A 25786-nucleotide genomic window follows, 5' to 3' on the forward strand; every position below is an offset into this window, starting at 1 on the left:
TCCGTAGGTCGACAGTTCGAATCTGTCAGAACCCACCATCCTTCAGAAGGACTTGGCCGAAAGGCCAAGTCCTTTTGTTTTTTGCGCGGGGAAATCGCGGGGGCCGGCTTCAGCTCAGCTCAGCTCAGCTTGATTCAGGCCGGATAGCCCAGCGCCGGCACGTCGAGCTGCGCCTGCCGTGCCACCCGTATGCAGTCCTTCATGTGCTCTTCACCGAAGTAGCGAATCGCCGCGTAGCCGACGGCGGCCGCGACGACCTGGCCGGCCAGCGGGACGTATTTGGCGGCCTGCTTGGCCGTCAGGCGCACGCCGATTTTGGTGGCGGCCTTGATGACCAGGTCGCGGCTGATGAATTTGCCGATCAGCACCGAGCCCACCAGGGCCACGGCTTTTTGTACCTGGTCGCGCTTTTTCGGTTCGAGCCGGTCGAGCTGCTGCGGCGTGAGGCCGAATTCCTTGTTGATCTCGGGGATGAGCTGGGACAGCATGGCCGCGTCCACCATCCAGTCGAGGCCGGGCACCGGCACGGCGCTGGCCGCGGCCGCGACCATGGCGCGCTTGTTCAGCAGCTTGCGGCTGCGCTTGACGGCGGCTGACAGTGCCGCGTTGTCCGCGGCCATGTGCAAGGCGGAAGGCATGGATCAAATCCTTTCAAGGACGGCCCCGCCTGGGCAGACAGGCTGCAGGCGAGGGGCCTGCAGCCACTTTACACCGCGGCGGTCTCGATCTGCTCGGTCAGCTCCAGCCACCGTTCTTCCAGCATGCCTATTTCGCCTTCGATGGCCTTGAGGCGCTTGCCGGCCTGGGCCAGCTCGGCCGGCGCGGTGGTGGTGGCCAGCAGGGCCTGCAGGCTGTCGCGCTCCGTGTTGAGCGCCTTCATGCGCTGGTCGATTTTTTCGACCTCCTTGCGCAGCGGCTTGGTGGCCTCGGCCTGCTGCTGGCGGCGCTGCGCGTCGAGCTTGCGCTGCTCGGGCGTGTCGCGCGGCACGGGTTTCTTTTCGGCGGGCGCGGCGGCCGGTGTTTCTGATTTGGCGGCCGGGGCCGCGCCACCGGCCTTCTTGGCCTCTTCGCGCTGGCGCTTGGCCTCGTCGAGCAGGTAGCGCTGGTAGTCGTCCAGGTCGCCGTCAAAGGGCGCGACGCCGCCGCGCGAGACCATCCAGAACTCGTCGCAGACGGCGCGCAGCAGTGCGCGGTCATGGCTGACCAGCATCACCGTGCCTTCAAACTCGTTGAGCGCCATCGACAGCGCCTCGCGCGTGGCCAGGTCCAGGTGGTTGGTCGGCTCGTCGAGCAGCAGCAGGTTGGGGCGCTGCCAGACGATCATGCACAGCACCAGGCGGGCTTTTTCGCCGCCGCTCATGCTGCCCACGGCCTGCTTGACCATGTCGCCGCTGAAATTGAACATGCCCAGGAAGGCGCGCAGGTCCTGCTCGCGCGTCTGCTGGCCGCTGATCCTGCCGGCCGCGGTGACTTCCTTGACGAGGCGGATCATGTGCTCCAGCGGCGTGTCGGCCGGGCGCAGCACGTCGAGTTCCTGCTGGGCAAAGTAGCCGATGTTCAGGCCCTTGCCTTCGGTCATCTCTCCTTGAATAGGCGCCAATGCGCGCGCCACGGTCTTGACCAGCGTGGACTTGCCCTGGCCGTTGGCGCCCAGGATGCCTATGCGCTGGCCGGCCAGCACCGACTTGCTGACGTTCTGCACGATGACCGTGGGCGGCGTGCCTTCGGGTGCGCCTTCGGGCGGCGGATAGCCGAAGAAGGCGTTCTGCATCGACAGCATGGGGTTGGGCAGGTTGGCCGGTTCCTTGAACTCGAAGGTGAAATCGGCCTCGGCCAGCAGAGGCGCGATTTTTTCCATGCGGTCCAGCGCCTTGACGCGGCTTTGCGCCTGCTTGGCCTTGCTGGCCTTGGCCTTGAAGCGCGCGATGAACTTCTGCAGGTGGGCGATCTTGTCCTGCTGCTTGGCGAAGGCGGTCTGCTGCAAGGCCATCTGCTCGGAACGCAGGTCTTCGAACTTGCTGTAATTGCCGCCGTAGCGGGTCAGCCTGGCGTTTTCGATGTGCACCGTCACGTCGGTCACGGCGTCGAGGAATTCGCGGTCATGGCTGATGACCAGCATGGTGCCCTGGTATTTTTTGAGCCAGGCTTCGAGCCAGACCAGCGCGTCCAGGTCCAGGTGGTTGGTGGGCTCGTCGAGCAGCAGCAGGTCGGATGGGCACATCAGCGCGCGCGCCAGCTGCAGGCGCATGCGCCAGCCGCCGGAGAAGCTGTTGACGGGGTTGTCGAGCTCGCTGACCTTGAAGCCCAGGCCGAGGATCAGGGCCTGGGCCCGGGCCTGCGCGTCGTGCGCGCCGGCGTCGTAGAGTGCCATATAGGCATGGGCCATGCGGTCGCCGTCGCCGCTGGCTTCCGAGGCCTCCACCTCGGTCTGCGCGGCCAGCAGCACCACATCGCCTTCGACCACAAAGGCGGTCGCGCTCTGCTCGGTCTCGGGCATGTCCTGCGCCACCTGCGCCATGCTCCACTGCGCGGGAATCGAAAAATCGCCACCGTCCTCGTGCAGCGTGCCGTTGAGCATGGCGAACAGCGAGGACTTGCCGGCGCCGTTGCGGCCCACCAGCCCGATTTTTTCACCGGGGTTGAGGGTGACGGACGCGCTGTCCAGAATCACTTTGGCGCCGCGGCGCAGCACGACGTTTTTAAGGGTAATCATTTAAATGTGCAATTTCAGGAAAAGTAGTCGGGCGGCGGTGTCCACACCCGGCCCTTGCGGTGCAAGAGCCGCGCCAGGGCTTCGCGCCGGCCGCCAGGCCGGCTCAGGCCAGTTGTTCGCGCGTCAGCAGCAAAACCTGGTCGGCGCCCGAGCTGGTCTCGAACCACAGCGGTTCAAGCGTCGGGAAGGCGCGCTCGAAATTCTCGCGCTCATTGCCGATTTCCAGCACCAGGACCGCATTTTCGCTCATATGGCGGGCCGCGTTTTGAATCAGGCCTCGAATGAAGTCCATGCCGTCGCTGCCGCCGGCCAGCGCCAGGCCCGGTTCCGCGCGGAATTCGGGGGGCAGGGCGGCCATGCTGGCCGCGTTCACATAGGGCGGATTGCACAGGATGAGGTCGTATTCGCCCGCGCAGGCGGCCAGCCCGTCCGATTCAACCAGCGTGATGCGGCTGTCCAGGTGGTGGCGGTCCACATTGATGCGGGCCACGGCCAGGGCGTCCAGGCTGATGTCGGCGGCTTCCACGACCACGTCGGGGTAGGTGATGGCCGCGAGAACGGCCAGGCTGCCGTTGCCGGTGCACAGGTCGAGCACGCGGTGGGTGTGCTCGCCCAGCCAGGGGTCTATGCTGGCATCGGCCAGCAGCTCGGCGATCAGGGAGCGCGGGATGATCACGCGCTCGTCGACGTAAAAAGGCAGGCCCATGAGCCAGGCCTCCTTCGTGAGGTAGGCAGCCGGCTTGCGCGTGCTGATGCGCGCGTCCAGCAGCGCGGCGACCTGTGCTTCTTCCGCGGCCGTCACGGGCCGTTTTTCGACCGAATCAAGATCGTCCAGCGGCAGGCCCAGCTTCCACAGCACCAGCCAGGCGGCTTCGTCAAAGGCGTTGGTCGTGCCCTGGCCGAAGCCGTTGGAAAAGTTCAGGCCCGCGGCCTCCAGCCTGGCCGCCATCTGCTCGACCAGTGCCAGCACCGTCAGGGGTGTCGCGGCCTTTGTCATGCCGTGGCCAGCCGATCCAGCACGCCCTTGTAGATGTTCTTGAGCGGATCGAGGGAGCTCACCGGTACACACTCATTGATCTTGTGGATGGTGGCGTTGAGCGGGCCGAATTCAATGACCTGTGGGCATATCTTGGCGATGAAACGGCCGTCGCTGGTGCCGCCCGTGGTGGAGAGCTCGGTCTGCAGGCCGGTTTCGGCCTCGATGGCGCTGCGCACCGCCTCGACCAGCGTGCCGGGCGTGGTCAGAAAGGGCAGCCCGCCCAGCGTCCATTTGAGGTCGTAATCGAGCTGGTGCCGGCTCAGCAAGGCCTGCAGGCGCTGCTGCAGGCTTTCGGGCGTGGACTCGGTGCAGAAGCGGAAGTTGAAATCGACCACCAGCTCACCCGGGATCACGTTGGACGCACCGGTGCCGCCATGGATGTTGGACACCTGCCAGCTGGTGGCCGGGAAGAAAGCGTTGCCCTTGTCCCATTCGGTGGCCACCAGCTCCGCCAGCGCCGGCGCGAACAGGTGGATGGGGTTTCTGGCCAGGTGCGGGTAGGCGATGTGGCCTTGCACGCCCTTGACCGTGAGTTTGCCGCTCAGGGTGCCGCGCCGCCCGTTCTTGATCATGTCGCCCAGCTGGGCGACCGAGGTGGGCTCGCCCACGATGCAGTAGTCCAGCACTTCGCCGCGCGCCTTGAGCTGCTCGCAGACCATGACCGTGCCGTCGACCGCCGGGCCTTCCTCGTCGCTGGTGACCAGGAAGGCGATGGACAGGGCAGGGTCGGGATGGGCGGCCAGGAACTCTTCGACCGCCACCACCATGGCCGCGATGGAGGTTTTCATGTCGGCGGCGCCGCGCCCGTACAGCTGGCCGCCGCGGTGGCTGGGCGTGAAGGGGGGGCTCTGCCACTGCTCCAGCGGGCCGGTGGGCACAACGTCGGTGTGGCCGGCAAATACAAGCGTCTTGGCCGGGGTTTTGCCGGACGCCGGCTTGCCCGCGCGCTTGGCCCAGAGGTTGGTCACGCGGAAGTTTTCAGGGCCGCCGGTGATGGTTTCGCACTGGAAGCCCAGCGGCGCCAGGCGTTGAATCAGCAGGGCCTGGCAGCCGGCGTCGTCGGGCGTGACGGAAGGGCGGGCGATCAGTTGCTCGGTGAGCTGCAGGGTTCGGGACATGGTCGTTTAGGGCCTGTTAACACTATGTTTACAAATGCGAATGGGGTGAAAACAGCGCCAATCAAGGCGTGCGACGAATCCCAGACCGGGAGTCTGGGTGAGGAGCGCAACGCGGAGTGGCGCTGTTTTCACCCCATTCCCTCCGGGTTGCGATCAAAAAGGCCCTGTGCGGCGTTGCAAAGCCTTGACGGGGTTCACCCCGCCTGCGTTTTGCGCCTTGCTCAAGGCCTTTTTGACTCGCAACGCATCTTGCAAACATAGTGTTAACAGGCCCTGGGTTCGAGTCGGCCCGAAGAGACGAGCGCCATCGTGTTTTTAATGTTTCACGTCCAGTGTGATTTCGGTGAAGGACGGTTCGTCATCCGGGTCTTCTTCAGGCTCCAAGGCCTTGGCCTTGACGGCGAAGTCGTTTTCGAGACGCCACATCAGGTTGGTCGGCGAGTCGGCGTAGAGAATGCCTTCCTTGCGGGTGACAGTGCCGTCCACGATCAGCTTGGCGATGTCCTGCTCAAAGGTCTGCGAGCCCTCGGCCATGGATTTTTCCATGGCTTCCTTGACACCGGAGAAGTCGCCTTTTTCAATCAGCTCGGCGATCAGCTTGGTGTTGAGCATGACTTCCACCGCCGGCGTGCGGCCGCCATCCTGCGTGCGCAACAGGCGCTGCGAGACGATGGCCTTGAGGGCCGCGGCCAGGTCGCCCAGCATGGTGCTGCGCACCTCGACCGGGTAAAAGCTCAGGATACGGTTGAGCGCCTGGTAGCTGTTGTTGGCGTGCATGGTGGCCAGGCACAGATGGCCCGACTGCGCATAGGCAATGGCGGCCGACATGGTTTCCCGGTCGCGGATTTCACCGATCAGGATCACGTCGGGCGCCTGGCGCAGCGCGTTTTTGAGCGCCACCTGCAGCGATTGTGTGTCGCTGCCGACCTCGCGCTGGTTGACCACCGACTTCTTGTTGGTGAACAGGAATTCGACCGGGTCCTCGATGGTGAGGATGTGGCCCAGCGAAATCTCGTTGCGGCGGTCCATCATCGCGGCCAGCGTGGTGCTCTTGCCGGCGCCGGTGGAGCCCACCATCAGCAGCAGGCCGCGCTTTTCCATGATCAGGTCGGCCAGGATGGGCGGCACGTTCAGGCTGTCCAACGGCGGGATTTCGTTGGGGATGAAACGGATCACCGCCGCGTAGGTGCTGCGCTGCCTGAAGGCGCTGATGCGGAAGTTGCCCAGGCCGGCAATCGGCAGCGCCATGTTGAGCTCGCCGATTTCCTCCATCTCCTCGATACGCTCGGGCGGCAGCACCTCGGCCAGCAGGTTGCGCGGCGCGTCCGGCGGCAGGATTTGCGCATTGATCGGAATGGCCTGGCCGTTGATCTTGATCAGGGCGGGCGAATGAGCCGACAGGTAAACGTCCGACGCCTTTTTGTCCGCCATCAAACGAAGGATTCTTTCCATCGTGCTCATAGTCCGCTCCCAGTCATTTCAATATGTGCAATCCAAGCGTGAGGCAAGGTGTTCAGTCGCGCAGCAGGTCGTTCAGGCTGGTCGTTGAACGCGTCTTGGCGTCCACGCGCTTGACAATCACCGCGCAGTACATGCTGTACTTGCCACCGGCCTTGGGCAGGTTGCCCGAGACCACGACGGAGCCTGCGGGAATACGGCCGTAAGTGACGGTGTCGGCTTCGCGGTCGTAAATCGGCGTGCTCTGGCCGATGTAAACGCCCATGGAGATGACCGAGTTTTCTTCCACAATCACACCTTCGACGACTTCGGAGCGCGCGCCTATGAAGCAGTTGTCTTCAATGATGGTGGGGTTGGCCTGCAGGGGTTCGAGCACGCCGCCCAGGCCCACGCCGCCGGAGAGGTGGACGTTGTTGCCGACCTGCGCGCAGCTGCCCACGGTGGCCCAGGTGTCGACCATGGTGCCTTCGCCGACCCAGGCGCCGATGTTGACGTAGCTGGGCATCAGGATCGCGCCCTTGGCGATGTAGCTGCCGCGGCGCGCCACGGCGGGCGGCACCACGCGCACGCCGGTGGCGCGCATTTCGCTTTCGCTCAGGTGGGCGAACTTGGTGGGCACCTTGTCGAAAAAGCCCAGGTCGCCGGCGCGCATCATTTCGTTGTCCTTCAGGCGAAAGCTCAATAGCACGGCCTTTTTGATCCACTGGTGGGTGGTCCACTGGCCCACGCCTTCGCGGGTGGCCACGCGCAGCTTGCCGCTGTTGAGCTGGGCGATGGTGTGTTCGACGGCGTCCAGCACATCCTTGGGGGCCGATTGGGCCGACAGGTTCGCGCGATTTTCCCAGGCCGCGTCAATGGTGCTTTGCAGGTTGTCTTGTGTCATGTTGGTTTCAGTCTTGTTGTTCAGTGAGTTTTGGATTGGATGAATTGAACGATGCGCTGCGCCGCTTCCACGCACTCGGCGGTTTCAGCCACCAGTGCCATGCGGATTCTGCCGGCGCCGGGATTGTGCCCCTGCGCGTCGCGCGCCAGGTAGCTGCCCGGCAACACCACGACATTGTAGAGAGCGAGCAGCTCGCGTGAAAACGCGGTGTCCGAGCCCTTGAAAGTCTCGGGGATTCCGGCCCACAGGTAAAAGCCCGCGTCGGGCAGGGCGACGTCCATCACGGCCGAGAGCATGGGCGTGACCTGGGCGAATTTTTCGCGGTACATCGCGCGGTTGTCCACCACGTGCCGCTCGTCATTCCAGGCCGCGATGCTGGCGGCCTGCACGACCGGGCTCATGGCGCTGCCGTGGTAGGTGCGGTACAGCAAAAAGGGCTTGATCAGGGAGGCGTCGCCGGCCACAAAGCCGCTGCGCAGGCCTGGCACATTGCTGCGTTTGGAGAGGCTGGTCAGCGACACGAGGTTCCTGAAGTCATGCCGGCCCAGCCTGGCCGCCGCCTGCAGGCCGCCCAGGGGCGCCTCGTCGCGGAAGTAGATTTCGCTGTAGCACTCGTCGGAGGCGATCACAAAACCGTGGCGGTCGCTGAGCTCGAACAGCAGCTTCCATTCATCCAGCGACATCACGGCGCCCGTGGGGTTGCCCGGCGAGCAGACAAACACCAGCTGGGTTTTGGCCCAGACGGCCTCGGGCACGCCGGCCCAGTCGACCGCGAAATTGCGCGCCGGGTCGCTGGGGGCAAACCAGGTCTGGGCGCCCGCCAGCAGGGCCGCGCCCTCATAGATTTGGTAAAACGGGTTGGGGCAAACCACGGTGGCCCCCGGCTTGCCGGCGTCCAGCACGGTCTGTGCGAGCGAAAACAGCGCCTCCCGCGAACCGTTGACGGGCAGGATCTGCGTGGCCGGGTCCAGCTTCAGGTCGTAGCGGCGGGCCACCCAGTCGGCCATGGCCTGGCGCAGTTTGGGCTCGCCCAGGGTGCCCGGGTAGCTCGCCAGGCCGCTCAGGCTGGCCGTCAGCGCGTCCTTGATCAGCTGCGGCGTGGCATGGCGGGGCTCGCCTATGCCCAGGCTGATGGCTTTGTAGGCGGGATTGGGGGTGACGTCGGCGTGCAACTGGCGCAGCCGCTCAAAAGGATAGGGCTGAAGGCGTGAAAGCAGGGGATTCATACCCGGATTATCCAGCCTCGCGGCCGGCCCAAAATGACCGGCTGCCGGGCCCGCAGCGCCAGAAGGGCCGGCTTGCTGCCAAATTGATAGCTTGGGCGCCAGGCTGGATAACGCTGGAGCGGCGTTGGTGCAGCTGCTTTGAGGCCGGCCCGCCACGCCAGGCCAGCCGGCGCACCGGCCGGTGCGCACGGCGCGATGCAAAGTGTTTCACGCCGGCCCCGTCAAGGGCCTTTTTCCCGGCAAAATCCCCGTCCCGCTCGGGTAACATGGCGGACCGTGCCGCTTGCCGAAGGCGGCACCCGATATGCCAGCGTTGTTGTAAAAACGCTATAAAAATCAACGAGTTAGGGCCAGGCCCTGCCTCAGGCTCATAAAAACAGGGACAGCCGTGCGTCTCAATTCGATCAAGCTATCAGGTTTCAAGTCATTCGCGGAGCCCACCAATTTTGTATTACCGGGCCAACTGGTGGGTGTGGTGGGCCCCAACGGCTGCGGCAAGTCCAACATCATGGACGCGGTGCGCTGGGTGCTGGGCGAGAGCAAGGCCTCCGAACTGCGCGGCGAGTCCATGCAGGACGTCATCTTCAACGGCACCACCACGCGCAAGCCGGCCAGCCGCTCCAGCGTGGAACTGGTGTTCGACAACGCCGACCACCGCGCCGGCGGCCAGTGGGGGCAGTTTGTCGAGATCGCCGTCAAGCGCGTGCTCACGCGCGACGGCACCTCCAGCTACTACATCAACAACCAGCCGGTGCGCCGCCGCGACGTGCAGGACGTGTTCCTGGGCACCGGCCTGGGCCCGCGCGCCTACGCCATCATCGGCCAAGGCACCATCAGCCGCATCATCGAGTCCAAGCCCGAAGAGCTGCGCCTGTTCCTCGAGGAAGCCGCCGGCGTATCGAAGTACAAGGAACGCCGCCGCGAGACCGCCAACCGCCTGTCCGACACCCGGGAAAACCTGACCCGCGTCGAAGACATCCTGCGCGAGCTCAACGCCAACCTGGACCGGCTGGAAAAGCAGGCCGAGGTGGCCCTGCGCTACAACACCCTGCACGCCGACGCCAGCCTCAAGCAGCACCAGCTGTGGTTCCTCAAACGGGCCGAAAGCGAGGCCGACCAGTCCAAGGTCAAGGCCGATGCCGAAAAGGCCGTGAACGACCTGGAAAGCCGCGTGGCCGATTTGCGCCACATCGAGGCCGACCTGGAAACCATACGCCAGGCGCATTACGCGGCCGGCGACCAGGTCAACCAGGCTCAGGGCAAGCTGTATGAAGCCAGCGCCGAAGTCGGCCGGCTGGAAGCCGAAATCCGCTTCGTGGTCGACGGCCGCCAGCGTGTCGAGCAGCGGCTGAACCAGCTCAAGGAACAAACTGCGCAGTGGGCCACCCGCAAGGAAGACGCCGCCGTCGAAACCGAAAGCCTGGCCGCCCAGGCCATCGAAGCCGAGGAAAAGGCCGAACTGCTGGCCGCGCAGACCGAAGAGCACCTGACGCAGCTGCCGGCCCTTGAGGACGCGCTGCGCCAGGCCCAGGCCAAGGCCAACGAGCAGCGCACCAGCGTGGGCCAGGTGCAGCAGCAGATCCAGGTGCTGGCCGCCGACCAGCGCAACATCGAAGAGCAGTCGCGCAGCCTGGGCTTGCGCCTGGAAAAGCTCACGGCCGACCGCAACGCGCTCAACGCGCCCGACGAAGCCCGCCTGGCCAACCTGAACACCCAGTTCGCGGCCGCGCAGGAAGCCCAGGCCGAAGCCGAAGCCCGCCTGCACGAGCTGACCGAGAGCGTGCCCCAGCTCGACGAAGAACGCCGCACCCTGCAGCAGACTGTCAACACCGAATCGGCCAAGCGGGCCGACCTGTCGGCGCGCATGGAAGCGCTCAAGGCCTTGCAGGAAAAGGTCAAGACCGACGGCAAACTCAAGCCCTGGCTGGCCAAGCACGGCCTGGACGGCCTGCAGGGCCTCTGGAGCCGCATCCACATCGAGCAGGGCTGGGAGAATGCGCTGGAAGCCGCTCTCAGAGAGCGGCTGGGCGCCCTGGAGGTGTCCCGGCTCGACATGGTGCGCGGCTTTGCCGGCAGCGACGGGCAGGGCACGCCGCCGGCCAAGCTCGCGTTTTATTCGCCGCCCAGCGCCGCCGCACCCGCGCGTGTCAACGCCGCGATCAACCTCAAGCCCCTGACCGAGCTGCTGCGCCTGAACGACGCCGGCCAGTCGGCGCTGCTGGGCGACTGGCTCAATGGCTGTTACACCGCTGGTAGCCTGGACGACGCGCTCGCCGCGCGCGACAAGCTGCAGGCCGGCGAGGTGATTTATGTGCAGAGCGGCCATGCCGTGACGCACCACAGCGTGAGTTTTTACGCCCAGGATTCCGAACAGGCCGGCCTGCTGGCCCGCGCCCAGGAAATTGAAAACCTCGACAAGCAGCTCAAGGCCCAGGCCCTGATCAGCGAGGAAGCCCGCTCCGCGCTGGTGCGCGCCGAAGCCGCTTATGCCGATGCCGCCCAGCGCCTGGCCACAGCCCGCCGCGAAACCGCCGAAGGCCAGAGCCGGGCCCACGAACTGCAGGTGGAAGTGCTGCGCCTCACGCAGCTGGCCGAGCAGACCCGCGCGCGCAGCGAGCAGATCCAGGCCGACATGGCTGAAATCGAAGCCCAGCTTGGTGAATTGCAGGAGCGCAAGGTCACGGCCGAGGGCCGTTTTGAAGAGCTGGACATGCAGCTGGCCGACAGCCAGGAACGCCATGCGCAGCTCGACGACCGGGTGATCGAGACCGAACGCAAGCTCGGCGAATCGCGCGAACAGCAGCGTACGCTGGAGCGCCAGGCCCAGGAAGCGGCCTTCGCGCTGCGCAGCCTGGCTTCGCGCCGCGAAGAGCTGACCCGCTCCATCGACATGGCCGCCCAGCAGGCCGCCTCCATCGCCAGCGAGGAGGCGCAGGCCCGCGAAGAGCTGTCGCGCCTGACCGACGCCGCCGCGCAGGCCGGCCTGCAAAGCGCCCTGAGCGTCAAGCTCGAGCGCGAGGCCGACCTGGGCGCCAAACGCAGCCAGTACGACGACCTGACCAGCAAGCTGCGCGCCAGCGACGAGCGCCGCCTGCAGCTGGAGCGCGAGCTCGACCCGCTGCGCCAGCGCATCACCGAGTTCCAGCTCAAGGAACAGGCCGCGCGCCTGGGCTTCGAGCAGTACGAGCAGCTGCTGGCCGACGCCCAGGCCGACCTGGCCGCAGTGGAGCAGTCCATACAGTCCGGCAATGTGCGCCTCACGGGCCTGCAGGGCGAAATCGACCGCATCAACCGCGAAATCCAGTCGCTGGGGGCCGTCAACCTGGCCGCGCTTGACGAACTGAGCGCCGCGCGCGAACGCAAGCAGTTCCTCGATTCGCAGTCCAAGGACCTCAACGAGGCCATGACCACGCTGGAAGACGCGATCAAGAAGATCGACATCGAAACGCGCGACCTGCTTTCCAGCACCTTCGACACCGTCAACGGCCATTTCGGCCGCATGTTCCCCGAGCTTTTCGGCGGCGGCAACGCCAAGCTCATGATGACGGGCGAGGAAATCCTCGACGCCGGCGTGCAGGTGATCGCCCAGCCGCCCGGCAAGAAGAACCAGACCATCCACCTGCTGTCCGGCGGCGAAAAAGCGCTGACGGCCATCGCGCTGGTCTTCGCCATCTTCCAGCTCAACCCCGCGCCTTTCTGCCTGCTGGACGAGGTCGACGCGCCGCTGGACGACGCCAATACCGAGCGTTATGCCAAGCTGGTGCGCTCCATGAGCAAGGAAACCCAGTTCCTGTTCATCAGCCACAACAAGATCGCGATGGAAATGGCCGAGCAGCTGATAGGTGTGACCATGCAGGAGCAAGGTGTCTCGCGCATCGTGGCCGTGGACATGGAAGCCGCTATTGGCTTCGCCGAGGCAGCCTGATCCCCGTATGAGCTCCTTGCAGATCAGTCTGGCGGTGGTGGGCGGCCTGGTGCTGGCCGGCGTCGTGGCCCACAGCGCCTGGTCCTCGCGCCGCAACCTGCCCAAGCGCGCCACGCCCGAGGCCGCGCCTGTGCCGGAAACGGCCGCCGCGGCGGATCACCAGCCGCCAGCAGCCGGCGAAGGCGAGGCCGAGCGGCTGGAGCCCAGCTTTGACGCCGACTCGGGCCTGGCTTCGCTGAACGCGCTGACCCGGCTCACCACGCCCGAACGCAAGCCCGGCCTGGACATTTTGATAGACGCCATGGCGGCCGTCGCCCTGGACAACGTGGTCTCGGGCGAGGCCGCGCTGGCCGCCATGCCCAGCACGCGCCGCGCCGGCAGCAAACCTTTCGGCGTAGAGGGCCTCAGCGTGATCACCGGCGAATGGGAGTTCCCGACGGCCGGCCACCGCTACAGCGCTTTCCAGTGCGGCGTGCAACTGGCCAACCGCACCGGCGCGCTCAACCAGATCGAATACTCCGAATTTGTCATGAAGGCCCAGGCCTTCGCCGACGCCGTGGGCGGCGAGCCCGAGTTTCCCGAGATGCTGGACGAGGTGGCCCGCGCCCGCGAACTCGACCAGTTCGCCAGCGCCCACGATGCGCAGCTCAGTTTCACCCTGCGCGCCGTCAATACCGCCTGGAGCCCCGGCTATGTGCAGCAAAGCGCGGCCCGGCTCGGTTTTGTTCCCGGCTCCATTCCCGGCCGCATGGTGCTGCCGGCCAGCCAGCCCGGCCACGCGCCCATCCTGGGCCTGGCCTTCGACACCCAGGCCGCCATGGCCGAAGACCCCGAGCAGACGGCCTTGCGCGAACTCACGCTGTCGCTGGACGTGCCCCAGGTGCTGCGCTCCGAGCAGCCTTTTGCCCGCATGTGCGAGGCCGCGCTGTCCCTGGCCGCCAATATGGACGGCGTGATCATCGACGACAACGGCAACCTGATACGGCCCGAGGCGATGGAAGTCATACACGCCGACCTCGAGCAACTCTACGACACGCTGGACAGCCGCGATCTGTCGGCCGGCTCGGTGCTGGGGCGCCGGCTGTTCAGCTGATTTTCCCGGGCTTTAATGCCCTTTTCCGATTTTTTCATGGCCACCAAAGACCTGTTTGCGCCACCCGAGCCTTCGCCGCAGCCGACCGCCGCCGCGGCGCGGGCCGCCACCCTGCGCGCGGAGTTGCACCTGCACGCGCACCGCTACTACGTGCTCGACGAACCGACGATTCCCGATGCCGAGTACGACAGGCTGTTCAGGGAACTGCAGGAACTCGAGGCCGCCCATCCCGAACTGCTGACGGCGGATTCGCCGACCCAGCGCGTGGGCGGCAAGCCGCTGGACCAGTTCGCCAGCGTGCGCCACAAGGTGCCCATGCTCAGCATACGCACCGAGACCGACACCGAGGCCACGGGCGCGCAGAACTTCGACACCCGCGTGCGCAAGGAGCTGGGCCTGGCCGAGTCCGAACCGCCGGTCGAGTATGTGGCCGAACTCAAGTTCGACGGCCTGGCCATGAGCTTGCGTTATGAGAACGGCATCCTGGTGCAAGCCGCCACGCGCGGCGACGGCGAGGTCGGCGAGGACGTGACGCAGAACATCCGCACCATCAACCAGATTCCTTTGCGCCTGCCCGCCGACGCCCCCCCTGTGATGGAAGTGCGCGGCGAGGTGTATATGCGCCGCGCCGACTTTGAAGCGCTCAATGAAAAGCAGCGCGAGAAGATCGCGCAAGGCGCCAAGGGCGAAAAAACCTTTGTCAATCCGCGCAATGCGGCGGCCGGCGGCGTGCGCCAGCTGGACCCGGCCATGGCCGCGCAGCGGCGCCTGAGCTTTTTTGCCTACGGCCTGGGCGAGATCACGCCGGCGGAAGAGGGCGGCCCGGCCTTCGAGAGCCATTTCCAGATGCTGCTGACGCTCAAATCCTGGGGTTTTCCGGTGGCGTCGCAGACGCAGCTCGCGCAGGGCGCGCCTGAACTGATCGCCTTTCACGAAGCCATGGGCCGGCAGCGCGACAGCCTGCCTTACGACATCGACGGCGTGGTCTACAAGGTCAACAGCCTGGCGCTGCAAAAAAAGATGGGCTTTGTCACGCGCGAACCGCGCTGGGCCGTGGCGCACAAATACCCGGCCCAGGAGCAGCTCACCACCGTGCAGGCCATCGAGGTCCAGGTGGGGCGCACCGGCAAGCTCACGCCGGTGGCCAAGCTGGCGCCGGTGTTTGTGGGCGGCGTCACTGTGACCAATGCCACGCTGCACAACGAGGACGAGGCGCGGCGCAAGGACGTGCGCGTGGGCGACACCGTGATCGTGCGCCGCGCGGGCGACGTGATCCCCGAAGTCGTCAGCGTGCTGCTCGACAAACGCGTGCAGGACGCACCGCAATTCAGCATGCCGCGCAAATGCCCGGTCTGCGGCTCCGACGCCGTGCGCGAGGAAGGCGAAGCCGACTATCGCTGCACCGGCGGCCTGTTCTGCGGAGCCCAGCGCAAGGAAGCCATCCTGCATTACGCGCACCGGCGCGCCGTCGAGGTCGAAGGACTGGGCGACAAGCTGGTCGAGCAACTGGTGGACGCCAACATCATCCGCACCTTGCCCGACCTTTACAAACTGGGCCTCACGGCGCTGGCCGGCCTGGACCGCATGGCCGAAAAATCGGCCAACAACCTGCTGGAAGCGCTCGAAAAATCCAAGCAGACGACCTTGCCGCGTTTCCTGTTCGGCCTGGGCATACGCCATGTCGGCGAGGCCACGGCCAAGGAACTGGCACGCCACTTCGGCAAGCTCGATGCCATCATGGACGCCACCGAGGAGCAGTTGCTGGAAGTCAGCGATATCGGCCCCATCGTCGCGCAAAGCATACGCACCTTTTTTGAGCAGCCGCACAACCGCGAGGTAGTGGAACAACTGCGTGCCTGTGGCGTGACGTGGGAGGAGGGCGAGCCCGCCGCCCGCGCGCCGCAGCCGCTGTCGGGCAAGACCTTTGTCATCACCGGCACCCTGCCTACCCTGAGCCGCGACGAGGCCAAGGACAAAGTGGAAGCCGCCGGCGGCAAGGTCGCTGGTTCAGTCAGCAAGAAGACCGATTTTGTGGTCGCGGGCGAGGAGGCCGGCAGCAAGCTGGTCAAGGCGCAGGCGCTGGGTGTGCCGGTGATTGATGAGGCGGCCTTGCTGGCCATGCTGGCCGGTTGATGATTTAAGGTGCGGAGGCCGTAGATGCAGGCGCTTGAAACCATCAATACCCCCGACCTCCTGGACTCGGTCGTCAGCCTGTCCTCCGCCTTTATTTTTGGCGCCCTGATCGGCTTTGAGCGCCAGTACCGCCAGCGCACCGCCGGCCTGCGCACCAATGTGCTGGTGGCAGTGGGCGCGGCGATTTTTGTCGACATGGCGAACCGGCTCTCGGGCTCGTCCGGCGCGGTGCATGTGGTGGCCTATGTGGTGTCTGGCATAGGTTTTCTGGGCGCCGGCGTGATCATGCGCGAGGAGGGCAATGTGCGCGGCCTCAACACGGCGGCCACGCTGTGGTGCTCGGGCGCGGTGGGCGCCTGTGCCGGCGCGGACCTTATCGTGCAGGCCGGCATCGCCACGCTGTTTGTGCTGGCGGCCAATACGCTGCTGCGCCCCATCGTGAACCAGATCAACCGCCTGCCGCTGGACGTGCAGTCGGCCGAGGTGACCAACACGGTCTATGTGGTGACGGATGGATCGCACCAGAAAGAGGTGCTGTCCATCCTGGAAAAATCCCTCGAAGCGCTGCATTACCCGACCAACGACCTGGAGGTTTATGCCTTCGGCGAGGAGGGCGTGAAAATCCAGGCCACGCTGGTGGCCATCGCGGTGGACGGTGCCGCCATGGACCGCCTGGTCCAGCAGCTCGGCGAGCTGCCCATGGTGAGCCAGGCCTACTGGAGCGCCAGCACCACGGAGTAGCCGCGCGCAAGAGCGGCCTTACATGGCGTTACCGGGGTTTGCACGCCGGACGTCAGGCCGGCCGCCCCCGCCGGACGTTGAAAAGACCTGTACACAGGAGCTTTTCCATGAATAACAAACGTTTGCCCGCCTTGCTGGCCGCCGCCGGCCTGGCCGCCTTGCTGTCCGGTTGCGTGGTCGCCCCTGTCGGCCCTCCGGTGGCGGTTTACCCCTCCCGTCCCGTTTATGTCGAACCCGCACCTGTCGTGGTGGTACCCGCGCCGGGTTATTACCGGGGTTGGGGCTACAGGCATTGGCGTTAAGCCAAAAAAGCTTCGCGCCGCCATAATCGGCGCATGACCATTCGCGAAATCCTCAAGATGGGCGACCCCCGGCTGCTGCGGATTGCCCAGCCCGTCACTGCCTTCGACACCGATGAGCTGCACCAGCTGGTCTCGGACATGTTCGACACCATGCGCGCCGTCAACGGCGCGGGCCTGGCGGCGCCGCAGATCGGCGTGGATTTGCAGCTGGTGATTTTCGGCACCGACGCAGTGAACCCGCGTTATCCCGACGCGCCGCTGGTGCCCCGCACGGTGCTGCTCAACCCGGTGATCAAGCCCCTGGGCCCCGAGGAGGAAGAGGGCTGGGAAGGCTGCCTCTCGGTGCCCGGGCTGCGCGGCGTGGTGCCGCGGTTCTCGCGCATCCACTATGCCGGTTTTGACCAGTACGGCGATGCGATAGAACGCACGGTGGAGGGCTTTCATGCGCGTGTGGTGCAGCATGAATGCGACCACCTGATCGGCACCTTGTACCCCATGCGCATCCGCGACTTCACCCGCTTCGGTTTTACCGAGGTGCTGTTTCCCGGGCTGGACGCGTCCGACGACGATTGAGCGCTGACAAGGGCCAGGGGTACACTGGCCCCGGTTGAGGGCTATTTCGCCCCGTTTGAGCGTGTTGTACGCAAGGAAAGTTTTCCGCATGCCGCACGCTCCCGTCCCGGGCCCGGTTCCCGCCGCCGGAACCGCCCCTGCAGCACCCTACCTGCTCAAGTATGAAACCGTGTGCGGTAGCGGCGAAGACCTGCAGCTGCGCTCCCTGCTGGACCGGCAGCAATTCCACGATCCCCTGGGCGAGGCCGAGCGCGAAGGCATTTCTTCCTCGGCCTGGCCGCTGTTCGGCCTGCTCTGGCCCTCGGGCCGGGTACTGGCCCATGCCATGCTGAGCTTCGAGCTGGATGGCAAGCGCATCCTGGAGCTGGGCTGCGGCCTGGCGCTGGCCAGCCTGGTGGTGCACAGGCGCGGCGGCAACATCACCGCCAGCGACTGCCACCCGCTGGCGGCGGAATTCCTGCTGGAGAACCTCAAGCTCAACCAGCTGCCGGCGATGAAATACCAGGCCGGCAACTGGTCGCGCGCCAACCCGCTGCTGGAGCGCTTTGACCTGATCATAGGCAGCGACGTGCTTTACGACCGCGGCCAGCCCGAGGCCTTGTCGCAGTTCATCGAGCTGCACACCTACGCGGATGCCGAAGTGCTGATTGTCGACCCGGACCGCGGAAACCGGGCGAGTTTTAATCGAAAAATGGATGTATTGGGCTATTCACGCACTGAGACGCGAGTGTCCGAACTCCCGGGGAACGGCGGCGTTTACAAGGGCCGGCTTTTGCAATACCTGCGCAAATCAGCCGCCTGAACTCAGCGCCGGCTCAGGTATTGAGCGCTTCGAGCAACTCAGTCTCGATCGCGATCTGCGCCTTGTTGTGCTGCAGTTCGGGCCCGTCGATCAAAAACGTGTCTTCCACGCGCTCGCCCAGGGTGCTGACCTTGGCCAGCTGCAGGTTGATGCGGTGGCGCGCCAGCACCCGCGCGATGCGGTACAGCAGCCCGACACGGTCGCTGGCCGAGACGCTGAGCAGCCAGCGCTGGGCTTTTTCGTCGGGCCGCAGGTCCACGCGCGGCGCGATCGGAAAGCTCTTGACCCGGCGCGACACGCGGCCCTTGCCGGGCGGGGGCAGGGGGCCGGGCTCCTCGATGGTGCGGTCCAGGTCGGCCTCCACCATGGCCGCGAGTTCGCGGTAGTGGTCGGCCAGCGTCGGGCTGACGACCTGGAAGGTGTCCAGCGCATAGCCGTTCTGGGCGGTGTGGATCTTGGCATCCAGGATGCTGAAGCCGGCTTCGTCAAAGTAGCCGCAGATGCGCGCGAACAGGTCGGGCGCATCGGGCGTGTAAACCAGCACCTGCATGCCTTCGCCGGCCAGGGAGCGGCGCGCGCGCACCACCGCCTTGGCCTTGCCGACGTGGCGCGAGAGCTGGCGTGCGTGCCAGGCAATGTCGGAGGCCTCGTGGCGCATGAAATAGCTGACGTCCAGCGTGTCCCACAGCAACTTGTGCGCCTCGAAGGGTTCGGCATGCAGGGCCAGGGTGGTCAGGGCCTCGCGCTTGCGGGCCTCGACCTCGGCGTCCGCGTCGGGCGCGCGGCCGCCCAGCACGCGCAGGGTGTAGCGGTACAGGTCTTCCAGCAGCTTGCCCTTCCAGGCGTTCCAGACCTTGGGGCTGGTACCGCGTATGTCGGCCACCGTCAGCAGGTAGAGCGCCGTCAGGTAGCGCTCGTTGCCCACGCGCTTGGCGAAGGCCGCGATGACTTCCGGGTCGCTCAAGTCTTCCTTCTGCGCAATGCGGCTCATGCTCAGGTGCTCGCCGACCAGGAATTCGATGAGTTTTGCGTCCTCGGTCGCGATGCCGTGCTGGCGGCAGAAAATGTGTACTTCCTTGCAGCCCAGCTCGGAATGGTCGCCACCGCGGCCCTTGGCGATGTCATGGAACAGCGCGGCGATGTACAGGATCCAGGGTTTGTCCCAGCCGGCCGCCAACTGCGAGCACATGGGATATTCGTGCGAGTGCTCGGCCATGAAGAAGCGCCGCACATTGCGCAGCACCATCAGGATGTGCTGGTCCACCGTGTAGACATGGAACAGGTCGTGCTGCATCTGCCCGACGATCTTGCGGAAGATCCAGAGGTAGCGGCCCAGCACCGAGGTCTGGTTCATCAGCCGCATGGCATGGGTGATGCCCTCGGGCTGCTGCAGGATGCGCAGGAAGGTCGCACGGTTGACCGGGTCCCTGCGGAAGCTGGCGTTCATCAGGCCGCGGGCGTTGTAGAGCGCGCGAAGCGTGCGCGCCGACAGGCCCTTGATGCCCACCGTGGTTTCGTAGAGCAAAAAGGTCTCGAGGATGGCGTGCGGCTCGCGCGCGTACAGATCGTCGCTGGCCACCTCCAGCATGCCGGCCTTGTCGCAAAAGCGCTCATTGATGGGCCGCAGCGGGTAGGTGTTGGGGTTCAGCCGCTCCTCGATGTTGAGCAGCAGGATCTGGTTGAGCTGGGTCACGGCCTTGGCCGCCCAGTAGTAGCGCTTCATCAGCGCCTCGCTGGCGCGGCGCGGCAGCTTGCTGCCGTCGTCGGCCTCGGCCGAATAACCGAAGGATTCGGCCACGGCGGTCTGCAGGTCGAACACCAGGCGGTCTTCGCGGCGCCCGGCGATCAGGTGCAGGCGCGCGCGTATCAGGCTCAGCAGGGCCTCGTTGGCCTTGATCTGCCGCACCTCAAAGGCCGTGGCCAGGCCCTTGCGCGCCAGATCGTCCCAGGACTTGCCCAGGCCGGCGGCGCGCGCCACCCAGAGGATCACCTGCAGGTCGCGCAGGCCGCCCGGCGACTCCTTGCAATTGGGCTCCAGCGAGTAGGGCGTGTTCTCGAACTTGTTGTGGCGCTGGCGCAGCTCCAGTGTCTTGGCCACGTAAAAAGCCTGCGGGTCCAGCACGGCGGCCAGGCGTTTTTGCAGCTGCTGGAAGTTCTTTTTGGCGCCGGCGACCAGGCGGGCCTCCAGCAGTGAGGTCTGCACTGTGACGTCCTTGGATGCTTCCTCCACGCAATCGGACGCCGTGCGCACGCTGGAGCCGATTTCCAGGCCTACGTCCCAGCAGGCGCCTATGAAGCGCTCGACCTTGGCCTTCAGCGCCGGGTCGGCATCAACGTCGGTGTGGTCCGGCAGCAGCAGCAGCACGTCCACGTCCGAGTGGGGAAACAGCTCGCCGCGGCCATAACCGCCCGCAGCGACCAGGCAGGCTGCGGCCGGAAAACCGGCGCCTTCCCAGAGCGCCTGCAGCGTGGCGTCGGTGTGGCGGGCGAATTTTTGCAGCAGGCCGTGGATGCCGCGCGAGGACGCGCCGCTGGCGGCCAGCGAGGCCAGCAAGGCGGCCTTGCCGGCTTTGTACTGCTCGCGCAGCTGGGGCAGGCCGGTCATTGCCGTAGAGGCCGTGTCAGGGGACGCGCGCGGCACGGGCATGGGGGCCATAGGGGCGCCGCTCAGGCGCTGACCGTGGCCTGGACCGGGCTTTGCTGCGGCACAAAGGCCGGAATCGCCGGGCTGCCGGCCGACAGGGTCAGCACCTCGTAGCCGGTGTCGGTCACCAGGATGGTGTGCTCCCACTGGGCCGACAGCGAATGGTCGCGGGTCACGATGCTCCAGCCGTCTTTTTCGGGGCCGTCCTTGATGTCGCGCTTGCCGGCGTTGATCATGGGCTCTATGGTGAAGGTCATGCCGGGAACCAGCTCTTCGAGCGTGCCGGGGCGGCCGTAGTGCAGCACCTGGGGTTCTTCATGGAAGTTTTTGCCTATGCCGTGGCCGCAGAACTCGCGCACCACCGAAAAGCCCTGTTTTTCGGCAAAAGTCTGGATCGCAAAGCCGATGTCGCCCAGCCGCACGCCGGGTTTGACGCGCATGATGCCCTGCCACATGGCTTCGTAGGTGATGTTGCACAGCCGCTTGGCGGCGATCGAGGCCTCGCCGACCAGGTACATGCGGCTGTTGTCGCCGTGCCAGCCGTCCTTGGTGATGACGGTCACGTCGATATTGACGATGTCGCCCTTTTTGAGCGGCTTGTCGTTGGGAATGCCGTGGCAGACCTGGTGGTTGACCGAGGTGCACAGCGATTTGGGGTAGGGCACATAGCCCGGGGGGCCGTAGCCCAGGGTCGCGGGAATGGTGCCCTGGACCTGGGTCATGTAGTCATGGGCCAGCCGGTCGATTTCATTGGTGGTCACGCCCGGTTTCACGAAGGGGGCCAGGTAATCCAGTACCTCGGAAGCCAGCCTGCCGGCCAGGCGCATGCCCTCAATTCCGGCCGCATCTTTGTAAGTAATACTCATGGCCCTGATTATCCCACCGCTCTCCGGGGCATGCATTTTCAGCATGAGACCGAGGGCTTTTGCTTTTTTGGCCTGAATGAATCGCAAAAGTGCCCATGCTCGGCGTTCGCCGGGCCCGGCAAACGCCCAGTCGCTGATAAAATTACGGGTTAACGCGAACCCCGCAAAGGCCGGCCACCAACAGGGCAACAGGCGCTTGCAGGCGGTGTTAAACCCCCAGCCATGAGCTGCCCACTTCCCACTACAAGGCCACCGCTACCGTGACCCTGCACCTGACGACTTTTGAGGGCGAACCCCACGGGATCAGCGCCCTCAGCGACTTCCGCGTCCAGCAACTCCTTCCCCGCCTGCAAGCCATCCACGACAAGATCGCCGGCATCAGCGCCCGTTTTGTGCACCTGGTGGCGACCGAATCGCCGCCTTCAGCGGCCGCCAAAGCCCAGCTTGCGGCGCTGCTGACTTATGGCGAGCCTTGCGCGCCGGCCGCCGGCAAGGAGGGCGATGCCCTGGTCTTTATCGTCTCGCCGCGTTTCGGCACCGTCTCGCCCTGGGCTTCCAAGGCCACGGACATCGCCCACAACTGCGGCCTGGCCGTCAAGCGCGTGGAGCGCATCACCGAATACCGTGTCACGCTGAAAAGCGGCTTTTTCAGCAAGACCGCCCTGAGCGCCGCCCAGCGCGAGCAGGTCGCCGGCCTGCTGCATGACCGCATGACCGAAAGCGTGATGTTCGACCGCGCGGAGGCCGCGGGCCTGTTCACCGAGCTGCAGGGCGCACCGCTGCAGACCATAGACGTGCTGGCTGGCGGCAAGGCCGCGCTCGAAAAAGCCAACGCCGAGTTCGGCCTGGCGCTGGCCGCCGACGAAATCGACTACCTGGTCAATGCCTTCACGCAATTGAAGCGCAACCCGACCGACGTCGAGCTCATGATGTTCGCCCAGGCCAACAGCGAGCACTGCCGCCACAAGATCTTCAACGCCGATTTCACGATTGACGGCGTGCCGCAGGAAAAAAGCCTGTTCGGCATGATCCGCAACACCGAAAAGCTGCACCCCCAGCACACGGTGGTGGCCTATTCGGACAATGCCTCGGTCATGGAGGGCTACAAAAGCCAGCGTTTTTACGCCAAACCGGACGCCACCGGCCGCCAGACCTACAGCGCCACCGAGGGCGTGCAGATGCACGTGCTCATGAAAGTCGAGACGCACAACCACCCCACGGCGATTTCGCCATTCCCGGGCGCTTCCACAGGCGCGGGCGGCGAGATCCGCGACGAGGGCGCGACCGGCCGAGGCTCCAAGCCCAAGGCAGGTTTGACGGGTTTCACGGTGTCAAAACTGTTTGACGGCGGCTACGGCAAGCCCGAACACATCGCCAGCCCGCTGCAGATCATGACCGAGGGCCCGCTGGGCGGCGCGGCCTTTAACAACGAGTTCGGCCGGCCCAACCTGGCTGGCTACTTCCGCGAATACGAGCAGACCGTGGCCGGCCAGCGCTGGGGTTACCACAAGCCCATCATGATCGCGGGCGGCGTCGGCACGATTGACGCAGCCTTGACCAAGAAGATTTTGTTCCCGGCCGGCACGCTGCTGATCCAGCTGGGCGGACCCGGCATGCGCATCGGCATGGGCGGCAGCGCGGCCAGCTCCATGGCCTCGGGTGCCAACGCGGCCCAGCTCGACTTCGACTCGGTGCAGCGCGGCAACCCCGAAATCGAACGCCGGGCCCAGGAGGTCATCAACCAGTGCGCCCAGCTGGGCGCGGCCAACCCCATCCTGGCCATCCACGACGTGGGTGCTGGCGGTTTGTCCAATGCCTTCCCCGAACTCGTGAACGACGCCGGCCGCGGCGCGAAGTTCGACCTGCGCGCCGTGCCGCTTGAAGAAAGCGGCCTCTCGCCCAAGGAAATCTGGAGCAACGAAAGCCAGGAACGCTATGTGATGGCGGTCGCGCCCGAGTCGCTGCCGCAGTTCCAGGCCTTCTGCGAACGCGAACGCTGCCCGTTCGCCGTGATCGGTGTCGCGACGGAAGAAAAGCAGCTGGTGCTGTCCGACAAGGACGCCGCGGCGCCGGTCGACATGCCCATGAATGTGCTGCTGGGCAAGCCGCCCAAGATGCACCGCGACGTGAAAACTGCCAGGCACACGGTCAAACCGATAGACCTGACCGGCGTGGACCTGCAAAAAAGCGCGATTGCCGTGCTGAGCCACCCCACGGTCGCTTCCAAACGCTTTTTGATCACCATAGGCGACCGCACCGTGAGCGGCCTCACGCACCGCGACCAGATGGTCGGCCCCTGGCAGGTGCCTGTGGCCGATTGCGCCGTCACGCTGGCCGACTACAGCGGTTTTGCCGGCGAGGCCATGAGCATGGGCGAACGCACGCCGCTGGCCACCGTCGACGCGGCCGCCTCCGGCCGCATGGCGCTTGCCGAGGCCATCACCAACCTGCTGGCCGCGCCTATCGAGTTGCCGCGCGTCAAGCTCTCGGCCAACTGGATGGCCGCCTGCGGCGAGCCCGGCCAGGACGCCGCACTGTACGAAACCGTCAAGGCCGTGGGCATGGAGCTGTGCCCGGCGCTGGGCGTGTCGATTCCCGTCGGCAAGGATTCCCTGTCCATGCGCACCGTGTGGAGCGAGGGCGCTGACAGCAAGAAGGTCACCTCGCCGGTCTCGCTGATCGTGAGCGCCTTCGCCACGCTGCCCGACGTGCGCGGCACGCTGACGCCGCAGCTGGACCGTGACGAGGCTGACAGCACGCTGATCCTGGTCGACCTGGGCAAGGGCAAAAACCGCATGGGCGGCTCCATCCTGGCGCAGACGCTGGACAAGGAAGAGGGCGAAGTGCCCGACCTCGACGATCCCCAGGACCTGGTCAAGCTGGTCAATGCCATCAATGCGCTGCGCAAGCAAGGCAAGCTCTTGGCCTACCACGACCGCAGCGACGGCGGCCTGTTCGCCGCGGTCTGCGAGATGGGTTTTGCCGGCAATGTGGGCGTGTCGCTCAACATCGACATGCTGCTGGTCGAAGGTGACGGCATTTCCGACAGCCGCATGGACACCGGCGACAGCAAGAACTGGGCAAGCCAGGTCGGCGCGCGCCGCGAAGAGCTCACGCTCAAGGCGCTGTTCAACGAAGAGCTGGGCGCCGTCATCCAGGTGGCCACTTCAGAGCGCAACGAGGTCATGCAGACGCTGCGCGAACACGGGCTCTCCAAGTTCAGCCACTTCATCGGCAAGACCCGGCCCCAGCAGGCTTCGCTCGAGGTCGGCAAGGGCGAGATCCAGGTCTGGCGCGACACCAAGGCCGTGTTCTCGGCCAAGCTGCAGGATCTGCACCAGGTCTGGGATTCGGTCAGCTGGAAGATCTGCCAGCAGCGCGACAACCCCGACTGTGCCAACACCGAACACGCGGCCGCCGGCAACCCCGCCGACCCGGGCCTGCACGTTCAATTGACTTTCGACCCGGCCAAGCTGCCGGTGGCGCCCGCGCTGAACCTGTCGGCACGGCCGCGCGTGGCGGTGCTGCGCGAGCAGGGCGTCAACTCGCACATGGAAATGGCTTACGTCTTCACCGAGGCCGGTTTTGAAGCCTGCGACGTGCACATGACCGACCTGCAGAGCGGCCGCGCCAAACTCGCCGACTTCAAGGGCATCGTCGCCTGCGGTGGTTTCAGCTACGGCGACACCCTGGGGGCCGGCGTGGGCTGGGCGCGCTCCGTCACCTTCAACCCGGTGCTGTCCGACGAGTTCAAGGCCTTCTTCGCGCGCCAGGACACCTTCGGCCTGGGCGTGTGCAACGGCTGCCAGATGTTCGCCGAGCTGGCCGACATCATCCCGGGCGCCGAGGCCTGGCCCCGCTTCACCACCAACCGCAGCGAACGCTTCGAGGCGCGCCTGAGCATGGTCGAGGTGCTGGAATCGCCCAGCATCTTCCTGAAGGGCATGGCCGGCAGCCGTATGCCCATCGCGGTTGCCCACGGCGAGGGTTATGCCAATTTCGCCTTCCGGGGTGATGCGTCCAAGGCTATTGCCGCCATGCGTTATGTCGACAACCACGGCCAGCCCACGGAAGCCTACCCGGCCAACCCCAACGGCAGCGCCGGCGGCCTGACGGGCGTGACCACGGCCGACGGCCGCTTCACGGCCATGATGCCGCACCCCGAGCGCGTGTTCCGCAACATCCAGAAAAGCTGGACTTCAGGTAATGCCAGCGAGCGCAGCCCGTGGATGAGCCTGTGGCACAACGCGCGCAAGTGGGTCGGCTGATC

Annotated in this window: 17 protein-coding genes; 8 read left to right on the top strand and 9 right to left on the bottom strand. The window is 65.7% G+C overall.

Annotated elements, in window-relative coordinates; genetic code table 11:
* Positions 1–134: 134 nt before the first annotated feature.
* The 7 genes from AC1D09_RS10045 to dapC form a co-directional block, all read right to left on the bottom strand.
* Positions 135–638 carry a hypothetical protein gene (locus AC1D09_RS10045; RefSeq protein ID WP_477664813.1) on the bottom strand — a complete coding sequence of 168 codons (504 nt, stop codon included), beginning with the start codon at positions 636–638 and terminating at the stop codon, positions 135–137.
* A gap of 68 nt (positions 639–706) precedes the next feature.
* Positions 707–2713: an ABC-F family ATP-binding cassette domain-containing protein gene (locus tag AC1D09_RS10050; protein WP_477664814.1), complete on the bottom strand. Its 2007-nt coding sequence runs from the start codon at positions 2711–2713 to the stop codon at positions 707–709.
* A 103-nt stretch (positions 2714–2816) separates the two neighbouring features.
* Entirely contained in the window at positions 2817–3710 is an 894-nt protein-coding gene (prmB, locus tag AC1D09_RS10055) for a 50S ribosomal protein L3 N(5)-glutamine methyltransferase (RefSeq protein ID WP_477664815.1), read from the bottom strand.
* Positions 3707–4870, bottom strand: a complete 1164-nt coding sequence (gene dapE, locus AC1D09_RS10060) for a succinyl-diaminopimelate desuccinylase (protein ID WP_477664816.1) — start codon at positions 4868–4870, stop codon at positions 3707–3709. Before dapE ends, prmB begins: the two co-directional genes overlap by 4 nt.
* Before the next feature lie 315 nt (positions 4871–5185).
* Positions 5186–6331, bottom strand: a complete 1146-nt coding sequence (locus AC1D09_RS10065) for a PilT/PilU family type 4a pilus ATPase (protein WP_477664817.1) — start codon at positions 6329–6331, stop codon at positions 5186–5188.
* A gap of 52 nt (positions 6332–6383) precedes the next feature.
* Positions 6384–7211 (bottom strand): 2,3,4,5-tetrahydropyridine-2,6-dicarboxylate N-succinyltransferase, encoded by an 828-nt coding sequence (dapD, locus tag AC1D09_RS10070; protein WP_477701035.1) that lies wholly within the window; start codon positions 7209–7211, stop codon positions 6384–6386.
* 20 nt (positions 7212–7231) lie between these two features.
* Entirely contained in the window at positions 7232–8437 is a 1206-nt protein-coding gene (gene dapC / locus AC1D09_RS10075) for a succinyldiaminopimelate transaminase (protein WP_477663090.1), read from the bottom strand.
* Positions 8438–8825: 388 nt separating this feature from the next.
* Here dapC and smc point away from each other — a divergent pair, with 388 nt between their 5' ends.
* The 7 genes from smc (at position 8826) to AC1D09_RS10110 (ending at position 18006) form a co-directional block, all read left to right on the top strand.
* Positions 8826–12362, top strand: a complete 3537-nt coding sequence (smc, locus tag AC1D09_RS10080; protein WP_477663091.1) for a chromosome segregation protein SMC — start codon at positions 8826–8828, stop codon at positions 12360–12362.
* A 7-nt stretch (positions 12363–12369) separates the two neighbouring features.
* The gene (locus AC1D09_RS10085; protein WP_477663092.1) at positions 12370–13455 is read left to right on the top strand and encodes a cell division protein ZipA C-terminal FtsZ-binding domain-containing protein; all 1086 of its coding nucleotides are present in this window, start codon (positions 12370–12372) and stop codon (positions 13453–13455) included.
* Between the two features lie 36 nt (positions 13456–13491).
* Positions 13492–15588 carry an NAD-dependent DNA ligase LigA gene (gene ligA / locus AC1D09_RS10090; protein WP_477663093.1) on the top strand — a complete coding sequence of 699 codons (2097 nt, stop codon included), beginning with the start codon at positions 13492–13494 and terminating at the stop codon, positions 15586–15588.
* 24 nt (positions 15589–15612) lie between these two features.
* Complete coding sequence (locus AC1D09_RS10095; protein WP_477663094.1) at positions 15613–16329, top strand: MgtC/SapB family protein; 717 nt, start codon at positions 15613–15615, stop codon at positions 16327–16329.
* Between the two features lie 107 nt (positions 16330–16436).
* Positions 16437–16631 carry a hypothetical protein gene (locus tag AC1D09_RS10100; protein WP_007874547.1) on the top strand — a complete coding sequence of 65 codons (195 nt, stop codon included), beginning with the start codon at positions 16437–16439 and terminating at the stop codon, positions 16629–16631.
* A gap of 33 nt (positions 16632–16664) precedes the next feature.
* On the top strand, positions 16665–17204 hold the full coding sequence (gene def / locus AC1D09_RS10105) for a peptide deformylase (RefSeq protein ID WP_477663095.1): 540 nt from the start codon (positions 16665–16667) through the stop codon (positions 17202–17204).
* 88 nt (positions 17205–17292) lie between these two features.
* Positions 17293–18006: a class I SAM-dependent methyltransferase gene (locus AC1D09_RS10110; RefSeq protein ID WP_477663096.1), complete on the top strand. Its 714-nt coding sequence runs from the start codon at positions 17293–17295 to the stop codon at positions 18004–18006.
* A 13-nt stretch (positions 18007–18019) separates the two neighbouring features.
* Here the strand turns inward: AC1D09_RS10110 and AC1D09_RS10115 are convergent, their stop codons facing one another.
* The gene (locus AC1D09_RS10115; RefSeq protein ID WP_477663157.1) at positions 18020–20611 is read right to left on the bottom strand and encodes a [protein-PII] uridylyltransferase; all 2592 of its coding nucleotides are present in this window, start codon (positions 20609–20611) and stop codon (positions 18020–18022) included.
* Between the two features lie 62 nt (positions 20612–20673).
* Entirely contained in the window at positions 20674–21516 is an 843-nt protein-coding gene (gene map, locus AC1D09_RS10120; RefSeq protein ID WP_477663097.1) for a type I methionyl aminopeptidase, read from the bottom strand.
* A gap of 260 nt (positions 21517–21776) precedes the next feature.
* Between map and purL the strand changes: the two genes are divergently transcribed.
* A complete protein-coding gene (gene purL, locus AC1D09_RS10125; protein WP_477701036.1) occupies positions 21777–25784 on the top strand; it encodes a phosphoribosylformylglycinamidine synthase in 4008 nt (1335 codons plus the stop codon).
* The last annotated feature ends 2 nt before the right edge of the window (positions 25785–25786 follow it).

This window comes from Polaromonas sp. P1_A2 (assembly GCF_056406895.1).

Bases quoted from the DNA above. Each gene is read 5' to 3' on its own strand.
- map (WP_477663097.1), bottom strand. From the start codon at position 21,516: ATGAGTATTACTTACAAAGATGCGGCCGGAATTGAGGGCATGCGCCTG.
- dapE (WP_477664816.1), bottom strand. From the start codon at position 4,870: ATGTCCCGAACCCTGCAGCTCACCGAGCAACTGATCGCCCGCCCTTCC.
- AC1D09_RS10115 (WP_477663157.1), bottom strand. From the start codon at position 20,611: ATGACCGGCCTGCCCCAGCTGCGCGAGCAGTACAAAGCCGGCAAGGCC.
- AC1D09_RS10085 (WP_477663092.1), top strand. From the start codon at position 12,370: ATGAGCTCCTTGCAGATCAGTCTGGCGGTGGTGGGCGGCCTGGTGCTG.
- dapC (WP_477663090.1), bottom strand. From the start codon at position 8,437: ATGAATCCCCTGCTTTCACGCCTTCAGCCCTATCCTTTTGAGCGGCTG.
- dapD (WP_477701035.1), bottom strand. From the start codon at position 7,211: ATGACACAAGACAACCTGCAAAGCACCATTGACGCGGCCTGGGAAAAT.
- AC1D09_RS10065 (WP_477664817.1), bottom strand. From the start codon at position 6,331: ATGAGCACGATGGAAAGAATCCTTCGTTTGATGGCGGACAAAAAGGCG.
- def (WP_477663095.1), top strand. From the start codon at position 16,665: ATGACCATTCGCGAAATCCTCAAGATGGGCGACCCCCGGCTGCTGCGG.
- AC1D09_RS10110 (WP_477663096.1), top strand. From the start codon at position 17,293: ATGCCGCACGCTCCCGTCCCGGGCCCGGTTCCCGCCGCCGGAACCGCC.
- AC1D09_RS10095 (WP_477663094.1), top strand. From the start codon at position 15,613: ATGCAGGCGCTTGAAACCATCAATACCCCCGACCTCCTGGACTCGGTC.
- AC1D09_RS10045 (WP_477664813.1), bottom strand. From the start codon at position 638: ATGCCTTCCGCCTTGCACATGGCCGCGGACAACGCGGCACTGTCAGCC.
- ligA (WP_477663093.1), top strand. From the start codon at position 13,492: ATGGCCACCAAAGACCTGTTTGCGCCACCCGAGCCTTCGCCGCAGCCG.
- AC1D09_RS10050 (WP_477664814.1), bottom strand. From the start codon at position 2,713: ATGATTACCCTTAAAAACGTCGTGCTGCGCCGCGGCGCCAAAGTGATT.
- AC1D09_RS10100 (WP_007874547.1), top strand. From the start codon at position 16,437: ATGAATAACAAACGTTTGCCCGCCTTGCTGGCCGCCGCCGGCCTGGCC.
- prmB (WP_477664815.1), bottom strand. From the start codon at position 3,710: ATGACAAAGGCCGCGACACCCCTGACGGTGCTGGCACTGGTCGAGCAG.